At 59.3% G+C, this 12,646-nt stretch carries 3 protein-coding genes and 6 pseudogenes; 3 read left to right on the forward strand and 6 right to left on the reverse strand.

What is annotated here, in order from left to right; all coding sequences use genetic code 11:
- Positions 1 to 324: 324 nt before the first annotated feature.
- Positions 325 to 699 (forward strand): annotated as a pseudogene (locus tag ACW4PC_RS15145) (RES family NAD+ phosphorylase); the annotation flags it as partial.
- 221 nt (positions 700 to 920) lie between these two features.
- Positions 921 to 1,319: a DUF2147 domain-containing protein gene (locus ACW4PC_RS15150; RefSeq protein WP_455874313.1), complete on the forward strand. Its 399-nt coding sequence runs from the start codon at positions 921 to 923 to the stop codon at positions 1,317 to 1,319.
- On the opposite strand, the gene ACW4PC_RS15155 is transcribed toward ACW4PC_RS15150, so the two are convergent.
- Positions 1,228 to 1,662, reverse strand: coding sequence for a hypothetical protein (locus ACW4PC_RS15155; RefSeq protein ID WP_455875085.1), 435 nt, complete (start codon positions 1,660 to 1,662; stop codon positions 1,228 to 1,230). The genes ACW4PC_RS15150 and ACW4PC_RS15155 overlap by 92 nt on opposite strands.
- Here ACW4PC_RS15155 and ACW4PC_RS15160 point away from each other — a divergent pair.
- Positions 1,567 to 3,103 (forward strand): annotated as a pseudogene (locus ACW4PC_RS15160) (DHA2 family efflux MFS transporter permease subunit). The gene ACW4PC_RS15155 and the pseudogene ACW4PC_RS15160 sit on opposite strands and share 96 nt — an antisense overlap.
- A 387-nt stretch (positions 3,104 to 3,490) precedes the next feature.
- On the opposite strand, the pseudogene dnaJ reads toward ACW4PC_RS15160, so the two are convergent.
- The 5 genes and pseudogenes from dnaJ to ACW4PC_RS15185 all read right to left on the reverse strand — a co-directional run bounded on the left by dnaJ (position 3,491) and on the right by ACW4PC_RS15185 (position 12,644).
- A pseudogene (gene dnaJ, locus ACW4PC_RS15165) lies at positions 3,491 to 4,635 on the reverse strand (molecular chaperone DnaJ).
- A gap of 82 nt (positions 4,636 to 4,717) precedes the next feature.
- A pseudogene (gene dnaK, locus ACW4PC_RS15170) lies at positions 4,718 to 6,631 on the reverse strand (molecular chaperone DnaK).
- Between the two features lie 278 nt (positions 6,632 to 6,909).
- Positions 6,910 to 9,195, reverse strand: coding sequence for a transglycosylase domain-containing protein (locus ACW4PC_RS15175; RefSeq protein ID WP_455874314.1), 2,286 nt, complete (start codon positions 9,193 to 9,195; stop codon positions 6,910 to 6,912).
- A gap of 819 nt (positions 9,196 to 10,014) precedes the next feature.
- Positions 10,015 to 10,769: pseudogene (locus ACW4PC_RS15180) on the reverse strand (SH3 domain-containing protein); the annotation flags it as partial.
- 474 nt (positions 10,770 to 11,243) lie between these two features.
- A pseudogene (locus ACW4PC_RS15185) lies at positions 11,244 to 12,644 on the reverse strand (M20/M25/M40 family metallo-hydrolase).
- Positions 12,645 to 12,646 lie beyond the last annotated feature (2 nt).

The following is a 12,646-nucleotide window of genomic DNA, read 5'->3' on the forward strand; positions in this document are numbered from 1 at the left end:
GACGATTAGTGAATTGCCAGCATTGGCTTTGATACTGCAAGAACAGCTCAGATGATGGCCAGCCGGGGTCGCGTCCCGACAAGTGGTGTGGCTGGGCGCTAGCGAAGCCGCTCGCGAGCGCGCCCGGGCAGCGCCGTAGCGAGCGAGCGGCGTAGCCGGTGTCCATCGATGTTCCCCGGTAGGATTGGGCTGTCGGCAACAACCTGATTCGAAAGAACCATCGATGACTGACGACATGATGAACCTGCGCACGCTCGTCGAGAAAGGCCCGGATTGCGATTACCTGCGCGAGATGATCGGCTTCGCCGCCGAGCACCTGTTGGAGCGGTCGCGGAGACCATTCATCACCACGAAAAATTCATGCGCGCCACGAACGAAGACTCCGGCTGGACGGCGGACTTCCGGGTCCTGATCGGCAGCGTCGATCGGGACCTCGATGACGTCAACGCGGTGCCTGACGTGCTGCACCCGGACGACTACACTGCCTCCCAGGCCGAGGGACGCGGCCTCCGGGCCGCCGGAAGCGATGGTCTCGTGTGGGGTAGCGTCCGCATGCCAGGCCGGCAATGCATCGGCATGTTCTGGCCAGACGCAATCACGATACCGATCCAGGGGCGGCACTACAGCTACCACTGGAACGGGACACGGGTGGATTTCGTGCGCCAGCACGACACCGGACTCGTCCTGGCGGTCAGCTAATGGCGCTATCGTGATCGGTTGAAGAGCAGCGCTGAGCCTGCGAACGGCCATAACGATGCCACTAGGCGCGCCGCCGGCCTCTGAAAGCATGACCCGATTCCAACACTGCCTCCTAAGCTCCGATCACGGCCAGCTTGGCATCCGATCAAAGATCACGCTCAGTCGCGACATGAGAGCACTGACATTTTGCACTATAGCCTATCAGAAGTCCGAGGAACTCGATGACGCTATTGCCGTTACATATCAGCAGAGATCGCAATGGGAGTTTCCAAATGACGATCAGGTCTGTTTTTGTCACAATCTTCATATTGATAGCCAGCGTCGCGAGTGGTGCCGATACAGTGGTGGGAACCTGGAAGACGGAAAACGGCGAGACGTCGGTGATCGACCATTGCGGAGCGAACTACTGCATTGTGGCGAAGAGCGGGCGATATGCGGGACAGCAGATCGGTTTCTTTTCAGGCAGGGCGGATACGTATACCGGCCGGCTCACAGATCCGCGGACCAAGACAACCTATAGCGGCAGGCTCACCGTATCGGGAAAACAGCCTCAAACTCCGGGGCTGCGCGACGAACGTATTGTGCAAGACCCAGATTTGGACCCGCCTGAACTGAGATAGCGCTATCATCAGACCGTTTTGTTTTCCGAGCATCATTGTTGCGCTGGGCGGGACGATTGTTTCCAACGGCCCGTATCGCTTCTTGCGCTATCCGAACTATGTTGTCGTGATGGGCGAGATCGCGGCACTCCCACTCGGTTTTGCCACTTGATGCACGTCTGTTTTCCATCGCCAATGCAGTCATTGTGACCAATTGCGTCAAGGCCGAGAATGCCGCACTTGCAGGATTGTCCCATGCCGAACCGGCTTGAGTTCGCATCTTACCGATCGCCGCCAGACCGTCATTTGGATCGGTTTCTTCGCCATGTGCATCGGCATGTTTATGGCGATCTTGGATGTGCAAGTTGTGGCGACGTCGTTGCCAACGATACAGTCTGCTCTCGACATCGATCCCGAGCAGATGAGCTGGATTCAGACCGTCTATCTGATTGCCGAGGTAGTCGCCATCCCGTTAACCGGGTTCCTCACGCGTCTTCTCACCATGCGATGGCTGTTCGTGACGTCGCTGGTCCTTTTCGTGATTGCCTCGGCGGGGTGTGCGATCAGCAGCGGCTTCAGCGAACTCGTCGCCTGGCGGGTTCTGCAGGGCTTTTCAGGCGGAACGCTGATACCCTCTGTCTTCTCGGCGGTGTTCATTCTGTTTCCAAACGAGCGCCAAGCCCTTGCCACGACCATTGCTGGCGTTCTTGCCGTCCTCGCTCCGACTGTCGGGCCGATTGTCGGTGGCTGGCTGACAGAGACCTACTCCTGGCATTGGCTTTTTTTGATCAATATCATTCCTGGAATTCTTGCCGCTCTTGTTGCAATGCGATCGCTCCCTCAAGAGCGCGTCGACGTCTGGGAACTTCGCGGGCTTGACGGGGTGGGATTGGCCACGATGGCCGTCGCTCTGATTACGCTGGAGCTTGGATTGAAGGAAGCGCCCACGAGCGGCTGGATGTCAGCCTATGACAGCGGCCTGTTCGCCGTCTCAGCCCTATCAGCATCGGCATTCATATGGCGATCGCTCCACCGAGCCCGGCCGTTGGTAGAGCTTCATAACTTCCAAGATCGAAACTTTATGGTGGGCTCGACGCTAAGCTTCATCCTCGGCTTCGGTCTATTCGGTTCTGTCTGATCTGATGCCTGTGTTTCTGGCCTTTGTCAGAGGTCATAACGCATTCGAAATCGGTATGACAATGCTCGTAACCGGCATCGCGCAATTATGTACAGCGCCAATTGCTGTTGCGCTCGAGAAGCGAATGGACCCTCGCCTGCTGTCCGCGGTCGGCTTCGCGCTCTTTGCAATCGGCATCGGGATGAGTGCTTCGCAAAACCCTCGCTCCGACTATGACGCAATGTTTTGGCCACAGATCATAAGAGGCGTCTCCATCATGTTTTGCCTTCTGCCGCCGACCCGTCTGGCGCTCGGCACGCTGCCGCCCGAGCGTGTTCCAGATGCAAGTGGTCTGTTCAATTTGATGCGAAACCTTGGCGGCGCAATTGGGATCGCGCTCATCGATACCATCCTATATACCCGCTCGGAGCCGCTTGGACAAAAGCTCTGGGATCGCTTGCAGGCAGGGGATTTGGAGGCTGCGGAGTTCATCGGCGCACCGGCCCAGATCGTTGCCGGCCACATCGGCGCTTTTGATGCGGACACGACAGCAATATTGAACCCCCTTGTTCAGACCGCGGCAACCGTCCAAGCGCTCAACGAAGCGTGGATGATGGTCGCAATCATCACGGCATGCGCTGTCATATGCCTGCCTTTTGCAAAGCCTGTTTTGCCGCCGCAGTCGTGACCGACGTCCCGCGTGATGCGCGCACATCAGGGACCATGGAGCCGGCGGTGAGCACGAGGTCAGCAATGAGCTTCTGCTTCGTGCTGACATCCACAAGATTTCGATCGCGGGTACGCACCCGCCGATCCTGATTTCCGCTTTGTCGTAAGCGGGCGCCTGAAGGAGTTCTTCCAGAACGGGAGGCACTATTACGACCTCAGGGTCAGCCGCTGCGTCTGCCTACCCAACCGAGACTGCACCCAGCACGGATGCCCTGAACTGGCATCGGGAGGAGCGTTTCCTCGGCTAACGTGAGCGAACATGTCTGGGCGACGCCTTGGAGGGCATGAAAAAAGCCGGGATGGAAACCCCGGCTTTCAACCTGTGCTGTGTTTGCCGCGCCAGTTCTTATCCTTCGAAGAATTCCTTCATGCGCGCAAAAAAGCCTGTCGATTCCGGATTGTTCTCCTTCGAGGAAAGCTGCTCGAACTCCTGGAGCAGTTCGCGCTGCCGCTTCGAGAGCTTTTGTGGCGTCTCGATCTGGATCTGGATGTAGAGATCGCCCGTCTGGCTGGAACGCAGCACCGGCATGCCCTTGCCCTTGAGGCGGAACTGCTTGCCGGCCTGCGTGCCTTCCGGAACGGTGACGCGCGACTTCGTGCCGTCGAGCGTCGCCACATCGAAAGTGCCGCCGAGCGCTGCCGTCGTCATCGAGATCGGAACGGCGCAATAAAGGTCGGCTCCATCGCGCTGATAGAATTCGTGCGGCTTCACCGACAGGAAAATATAGAGATCGCCCGCCGGTCCGCCGCGCGTGCCGGCCTCGCCTTCGCCCTGCAAGCGGATGCGCGTGCCATCTTCGATACCAGCCGGAATATTGACCGAGAGCGAACGCTCTTCCGTTACGCGGCCCTGGCCATGGCACTTGGGGCATGGATCGGGAATGGTCTGGCCGCGGCCATGACAGGTCGGGCAGGTTCGTTCGATCGAGAAAAAGCCCTGCGCAGCGCGAACGCGGCCGGAGCCCTGACAGGTGCCGCAGGTTTTCGGTTGCGTGCCTGGCTTGGCGCCGGAACCCGAGCACATATCGCAAGTGATCGAGGTTGGAACACGAATCTGCGCCGTCTTGCCGGAGAAGGCCTCTTCCAGCGAAATTTCCATATTGTAGCGAAGGTCGGCACCACGCTCGCGTCCGCCGGATCGAGCGCTGCCGTCCCCGGCCACCACCCATCATCTCGCCGAATATGTCTTCGAAGATGTCGGAGAAGCCGCCGCCACCGGCGAAGCCCGCACCGCCGCCGAAGCCGCCAGCACCCATGCCGCCATGCTCGAAGGCTGCGTGACCATAACGGTCGTAGGCCGCACGCTTCTGCGGGTCCTTCAGCGTTTCATAGGCTTCGTTGATTTCCTTGAATTTGATGTTCGGCGCTCTTATCGTCCGGGTTCTTGTCCGGATGATATTTCATTGCCAGTTTGCGGAAGGCGCTTTTCAGCTCTTTTTCATCCGCCGTTTTGGCGACGCCCAGAGTTTCGTAAAAGTCCGCTTTTGCCATTATGTTAAACCCCGGAAATGGATTTCCGGCTGCCCTCGGGCAGCCGGATTGCAGTGTTGTAGCATAACCGCTTCACGCCGGATTATGCGGACTTCTTGCGGTCGTCGTCCTTGACTTCTTCGTAGTCGGCATCAACGACATTGTCATCACCTGCCGAAGCATCTGCCGTTCCGGCTTCCGCCTGCTGGGCTTCGTAGATCGCCTGACCGAGCTTCATGGACACTTCCATGAGGGTCTGCGTCTTCGCCTTGATATCCTCGGCATCCGGGTCGGTCGCCTCGGCTGCAGACTTCAGAGCCGCAATCGCATCGGAGATCGCGGTGCGGTCGGCCTCGGAAACCTTGTCACCGTAATCCTTCAGCGATTTTTCCGTCGAGTGAACCAGGCTTTCGGCCTGGTTCTTGGCCTCCACGGTTTCGCGGCGCTTCTTGTCTTCCGCGGCATGGCGATTCGGCATCCTTGACCATCTTTTCGATGTCGGCGTCCGAAAGGCCGCCCGAAGCCTGGATGCGGATCTGCTGTTCCTTGCCGGTACCCTTGTCCTTGGCCGAAACCTGCACGATGCCGTTCGCGTCGATATCGAAGGTAACTTCGATCTGCGGAACGCCGCGCGGCGCCGGCGGCAGGCCGACGAGGTCGAACTGGCCGAGCAGCTTGTTGTCGGCAGCCATTTCGCGCTCGCCCTGCGAAACACGGATGGTGACGGCCTGCTGGTTGTCTTCGGCGGTCGAGAAGGTCTGGCTACTTCTTGGTCGGGATCGTCGTGTTGCGCTCGATCAGACGGGTAAAGACGCCACCGAGGGTTTCGATGCCCAGAGACAGCGGGGTCACGTCGAGCAGCAGGACGTCCTTGACGTCGCCCTGCAGAACGCCGGCCTGGATGGCAGCGCCGAGTGCAACGACTTCATCAGGATTGACGCCCTTGTGCGGCTCCTTGCCGAACAGCTGCTTGACGACTTCCTGAACCTTCGGCATGCGGCTCATACCGCCGACGAGAACGACTTCATCGATCTCAGCCGGGGTGACGCCGGCATCCTTGAGGGCTGCCTTGCACGGCGCGATCGTGCGCTGCACGAGGTCGTCGACCAGGCTTTCAAGCTTGGCGCGCGTCAGCTTCAGCGTGAGGTGCTTCGGGCCGGAAGCGTCAGCCGTGATGAAGGGCAGGTTGATTTCGGTCTGCTGCGAGGACGAGAGCTCGATCTTGGCCTTTTCGGCAGCTTCCTTCAGGCGCTGCAGTGCGAGCTTGTCGTTCTTGAGGTCGATGCCGTTGTCCTTCTTGAACTCTGCAACGAGGTATTCGACGAGACGCATGTCGAAGTCTTCACCGCCGAGGAAGGTGTCGCCGTTGGTGGATTTCACTTCGAAGACGCCGTCACCGATTTCGAGGATCGAAATATCGAAGGTACCGCCGCCAAGGTCGTAGACGGCAATCGTCTTGCCTTCCTTTTTGTCAAGCCCGTAAGCGAGGGCCGCTGCGGTCGGCTCGTTGATGATACGCAGAACCTCAAGACCCGCGATCTTGCCAGCATCCTTGGTTGCCTGGCGCTGCGCGTCGTTAAAGTATGCCGGAACCGTGATGACGGCCTTCTCGACCTTTTCACCGAGGTAGGATTCAGCCGTTTCCTTCATCTTCTGAAGGATCATCGCGGAGACCTGCGCGGGCGAATAGCCCTTGCCATTGGCTTCGACCCAAGCATCGCCATTGTCGCCCTTCGTACATACTGAAAGGGACAAGACCCTTGTCCTTCTCGACGGTCGGATCTTCGTAGCGGCGGCCGATCAGGCGCTTGACGGCAAAGAGCGTATTCGTCGGATTGGTGACGGCCTGGCGTTTTGCCGGCTGGCCGACAAGGCGTTCGCCGTCGTCGGTAAATGCTACCATGGAAGGAGTCGTGCGCGCGCCTTCCGCGTTCTCAATGACCTTCGCGTCCTTGCCGTCCATGACAGCGACGCAGGAATTTGTCGTTCCGAGGTCGATACCAATTACTTTTGCCATGTCATTTACTCCTTGAAGCAAGCTGTCGGAACCCCGAGAAGGCATTTCCCTGACAGCCCCTTACGGGATGTGGGTCTTCGGAATTAACGCAATCGTGATTGCGGTGATGCGGCGTATATAAGGAGCGGTTTTCTTGACTGCAAGGCGAGAATGAGCCCGAAATCCAGCAAAACGAACGTGTTGCATTCACTTTCTACAGTGAGCGAAAAAAGTCCGCCGTGCTTCGCATCTCCGTGGACTTACCAAAGCCGGCTTGCGCCGAGCATGAGCGGCTTCGCTCATTGGCCCATGATCAGGTCAAGCAGCGTGGTGCGGCGCGGCTGGACGGAAGAGGTAACCGCAGGGCTGCCGACATCTCCCGGTGGAATCGGTCCTCCCGGGACGGCCACGGCCTGTTGCTGCTGACCGGGTGCCGGTGGAAACGATGTTTGCGCCTCCGTGCTGCTCCCACCTCCGAAAACGCCGGATATGATGCCGCCGATCGTTGTCGGCTGCTCCTGCATCGGCTGCGGTTCAGCCTGCGCCATCGGCTGATTGCCAAACCCATTCGGGTCCGCAATGAACTGGCCGTTGCCGAATAGCGGAGCTGGAGAAAGACCCTTGTGCGCGGCAATCATGAATTCCTGCCATGCCTTCGCAGGCAGGCCGCCGCCGGTAACCTTCTTCATCGGCGTGCCGTCGTCATTGCCGAACCAGACACCGGTCGTCAGATTGCTGGTGAAACCGACGAAGAGCGCATCGCGCGAATTCTGAGTCGTGCCCGTCTTGCCGGCCGCCTGCCAGCCAGGAATCTTGGCGCTTTTGCCCGTGCCGGTCTCGATCGTGCCCATCATCATGGCATTCATGTTGGCGGCGACCGTTTCAGAGACAACGCGCGGGGGGTTGTCATATGTGTTCTCATAGAGAACCTTGCCCTCTGCGGTCGTCACCCGGCGGATCACATGCGGGGTTGCCTTGTAGCCGCCGTTCATGAAGGCGGCGTAGGAAGCGGTGAGCTCCGTGAGCGACACTTCAGACGTGCCAAGCGCGATCGAGGCATTCGGCTGCAGCTCGGTCTCGATGCCGAGTCGGTGCGCAAGCTTGATCACCTGCTCCGGCCCGTCATACATGACGAGCTGGGCGGCGACGGTATTCAACGACTTCGCAAGCGCGGTCGCGAGTGTCACCTCGCCATTGTATTTCTTTTCATAATTTTCAGGCGTCCAGTTGCCGATGCGAATCGGTGCGTCGTTGAAGACGGAATAGGGCGTCAAACCCTTTTCGAGTGCGGCGGCATAAACGAAAGGTTTGAAAGAGGAGCCCGGCTGGCGCTTCGCCTTGACCGCGCGGTTGAACTGGCTTTCGGCATAATCTCTGCCGCCGACAAGCGCTCGGATCGCGCCAGTCCCGTCGATCGAGACGAGGGCGGCCTGGGACGCATCGAGCTTTGCGCCATCCTTGCCGAGAATGTCGTTGAGCGACTGCTCAGCCTTCTTTTCCAGCCCCTTGTCGATCGTCGTATCGACGATGAGGTCCTCTTTCACCTCGCCGACCAGCCCGGGTAGCTCGTCCATAACCATGTCGGCCACATATTGACCAGCGCCCGACCAGTAGCTCTTCGCCTTGGACGGCGTCTGCGTCATCGCCGTCTTCACCTCGTTGTCGGTGACATAGCCCTGGTCGCGCATGGCCTGCAGTACGACCTGGGCACGGGCGTTTGCGGCGTCTGGGTCGCGGGCCGGAGAGAGGCGTGACGGTGCCTTGACGAGACCGGCGAGCAAAGCCGCTTCCCCGAGGTTCACGTCACGCGCGGACTTGTTGAAATAGCGGCGGGCGGCAGCCTCGACGCCGTAGGCATTGGAGCCGTAGAAGACGCGGTTCAGATACATCGCAAGGATCTGATCCTTCGTATATTTCTGCTCGAGCCAGAAAGAGAGCAGCACTTCCTGCACTTTGCGCTCCAGAGTGCGATCCGGCGAAAGAAAGAGGTTCTTCGCGAGCTGCTGCGTCAAGGTGGAGCCACCCTGAATTGGCTGGCCCGTCAGGTTGTTGACGACGGCGCGGGCAAGCCCCATTGGGTCGACGCCGAAATGCGAGTAGAAGCGCTTGTCTTCTATCGCGATGATCGCTTCAGGGATGTAGGGCGACATCTGATCGAGCGATAGCGCCTCGCCGCCGGTGGCGCCACGATTGGCAATCACGCTGCCATCGACAGATGTGATCTTGACGTTCGGCGGCCGATCAGGGATCGCCCAGGTGCTGGCGCTCGGCATGCGCGAGCCGTAGTAGAAAACCAGCCCAGCTGCGCCGATGCCGGCCCAGATACCAAGCACGATGCACCAGTAGAACACGCGGCGGATGAAGCTAAAGAGACCGCCATCCTGGCGTTCCGGCGGCTCGCGTCGGATGCGCCTTTGCCTGTCGGATGCGCGGGTTCGTGTTGCGTCCGAGGAAGAACGTTTGGTTCCGCGTCGGCCCGCGATACGATCGTCGTCATCCAACGAGAAATCGTCGTCCTCTTCAAAGCGGCTACGGCCGCTGAAGGACGGTTCGATTCTATCGCGTGATCTGCCCCTACCTGCCATCGTGGACCGGCCGCACCCCATATGTCGCAAGCGCTCTTTGCGCAATCATCCGGGTGGACTTTAAATACGGCGATTTAAGGGGTGGTTAAGACTGCAGGCGAGCGGTCCCGACGGCGCTTGAGCCCTGCCGTTTGCGCATGGCTGCCATTCGTTGCGGCTGTCACGAAACTGACATATATCGCGCCACCTTACGCCGAAGAAAAAAGCAATAAGCGTAGTAGTTAGGCATTTAATATGAGCATTGACCTTAAGAGAATAGACGAGACCTGTCTTCGCGAGATCTGGAGCATCCATGAGTTTGCCCGGCAGCATCGGCTGAGCAAGATGGAGGAAAGCCGCCTGAAAATGCTGCACGGTCCGTTTGCAGAGATGCGTGAACTCGTGGCAGGCTCTGATCGCAAAGCTTCTGTTTGGTGATTTGGAACTTTTAGCTGTCCCGCCAGTTTCCTCCATAGCGGGACAGCCCTCAAGTCCCGTTATGGATCGGTCGTCTCCCCTCAACACGGCCGATCGAAATCAGGCCCGGCGCCTCCGTCTTGGAGCGTCGGGCTTTTTCTATGCAGCCTATCGTAAAAGAAAGGGCGGCATCTCTGCCGCCCCTGGGCTACGTTAGTTCCGGCAACCCGGATCGCCCGGTTGGCAGGCGCCTCGCTGCCTGCGGCGATCATTGTCACCGCCGCTGCGGTTACGATTGTCGTCGCCGCGGACGCGACTGTTGCCATCATCGCCTCCACGTTCGAAGTTCCGGCGGTCATTGTCACCACCTCGGCGGTTACGATTGTCGTCGCCACGGACGCGACTATTGCCATCATCGCCTCCACGTTCGAAGTTCCGGCGGTCATTGTCACCACCTCGACGGTTACGATTGTCGTCGCCACGGATGCGATTGCCATCATCGCCTCGACGTTCGAAGTTCCGACGGTCGTTGTCACGATCGCTGCGGTTACGATTGTCGTCGCCGCGGCGGATGACGCGATTGCCATCATCGTCTCGACGTTCGAAGTTCCGGCGATCGCGATCGCGATCGCCGCCGCGCAGATCACGGTCAAAGTCCGGCTGCCTATCGACATTGGGCCTGCCGGTTGGGCGCACGATCGAAATCCGGCTGGCGATCCCGACGATCGTCAAAGTCCCGGCGTCTTTCACGGCGATCCGAGTCACGATCAAAGTCCGATCCGCGGCGCCAGCGATCGCGGTCGCGATAGAAGTCACGGTCGCGGTAGTTACGATCCCAATAGCTGCCGAAGCTAAAGGCGAACGACGGGAATACCGAGCGGGCGATAATATTCAGGCCCGATATAAACGCGGCGCTGTTGATAAAGTGCCTGGATATATGCGCCGTGCACCCAGCCACGGCCGCCGTAGAACTCCACGTCGCACCATGGCGCGTCGGCAAGACAGCCGAAGATTTCGATGGATTCGCCGGCCGGAATTACGGTGACAGCCGGATATGCTGTGCTTGGGCCGGCCCGCATATTGACGTTCGTCGTCGCGAAGCCTTCTGCCGCCTGAGCGATCGCCGGAGCAAACAAGAGCATACCGGTCGCGGCAATTTTCAAGAGGGTGCGTTTCACGTTTTCAACTCCCTGGGAGGCAGCGTCATGCCACATCCGGTATTTGTTTTTACTCCGGCTTTTGCCGGTTCCGGGCATAGTCGGAGGCTTGCCGACTTTTGTTAGCCGGCAACCATTCGTCTTGTCTTTCAATGGTTTATAGCGCGTGTTGCATGAACGCAGCTTGAACGGAAGAATCGGGGCTCTAGGCCTTGAAAGTGCCGGAGCGGCTTCCGATTTGACGCTCAACAGATCGCAGCCAAGTGGATGCTGTGCGCGGCTTAAGCGTTTGCCGTTTTCCATATCATTCCGACAGCTGGGCGCCTTAACGGCGTGTTAACCTTTCGGGATCAGTCTTGGCTGCAAGTCCGCTTTTTCCTTGACCACGGATGTACTGGCATTGAAGCGAAGCGGATGATGAAGGCCGGTTTATCCGGCCTTTGTTTTTTGTCTGAATGCGTGCCCGCGTAAATCATCGCGAGGCACGTTTTTTGTTCAAGCTGCCAACGCGTCGAGGATGCGCACCCAGGAGCGGATGCCCTTGTGGTAGGAGGTCGAGTTCGTATTTCTCGTTGGGCGAATGGATCCGGTCATCTGCGAGGCCGAAGCCGACGAGCAGCGATTCCATGCCGAGCATCCTCTGGAAGTCGCCGACGATCGGGATCGAGCCGCCCATGCCGATAACGACGGCGGGCTTGGGCCATTCGTCGGAAAGCGCGTTCTTCGCCTTCGTGAGCACCGGAGAATCATAGGCAAGGTGAATTGCCGGCGAAGCGCCATGGGGATGGAACTCGACCGAGCAATCGGCCGGAATGCTTCGCGCGGACATAGCTTCGGAACGCTCTCTCGGATCTTCGCCGGATCCTGCTTGTGCCGACGAGGCGGAACGAAACCTTGGCCGAGGCCTTGGCGGCAATCACTGTCTTGAAGCCTTCGCCGGTATAGCCGCCCCATATGCCGTTGACTTCAGCCGTCGGGCGCGCCCAGGTGAGTTCCAGAACGGATCGGCCTTTTTCACCCGACGGGACCGAAAGGCCGACTTGGCCCAGTAAGTCCTCAGCGGTCTGGCCGAGCTTTTCCCATGAGGCCTTGACGTTTGCAGGCGTTTCCTCGACGCCTTCATAGAAATTCTCGAGTCGTTATGCGGCCGGTTTCGTCATGCAGACCGGCAAGCGCTGTTGTCGAGGACATGGATCGGATTGGCTGCCGCGCCGCCGAAAAGCCCGGAATGCAGATCGCGGTCGGCCGCCGTAACGACGACTTCTTCACCGACAAGGCCGCGCAGGGCAGCAGCAGATCGCCGGGGTCTCGCGGTCCCACATGCCGGTATCGCAGACAAGCGCATAGTCGGCCTTCAGTTCTGCCGCATTTGCCTCCAGAAAGGGCTTGAGCGACGGCGAGCCGGATTCCTCTTCGCCCTCGAAAAGGATAGTGATCGCGGCAAGGAAGCGCGCCGTTGACCTCTTTATAGGCCCGGCAAGCTTCGACGAAGGTCATGAGCTGGCCCTTGTCGTCGGCGGTGCCGCGGCCCGTCAGGATCTTGCGGCCATTGCCGACGTCCTTGATCGGCTGGTTCGAAGGGATCGTTTTCCCACAAGCTCGATTGGATCGACCGGCTGAACGTCGTAGTGGCCGTAGAACAGCACATGCGGCGCATCGGCGCTGGCGCCGGCATGATGCGCAACGACCATCGGGTGGCCGGGCGTATCGCGAACGGAAGCTTCGAAACCCAGTGTCTTCAGATAGGCGACCAGCCATTCGGCAGCCGTGCGGCACTCGGCTTTGTACGCCGGGATCAGTCGAGATCGACTTGATGCGCAGCAACTCGAACAATCTGTCCAGGCTTGAACCGAGGTTCTGATCGGCGCGCGAAAGCACCGGGGTTACGTCTGTCATTT

It is taken from the genome of Rhizobium yanglingense, from assembly GCF_977109285.1.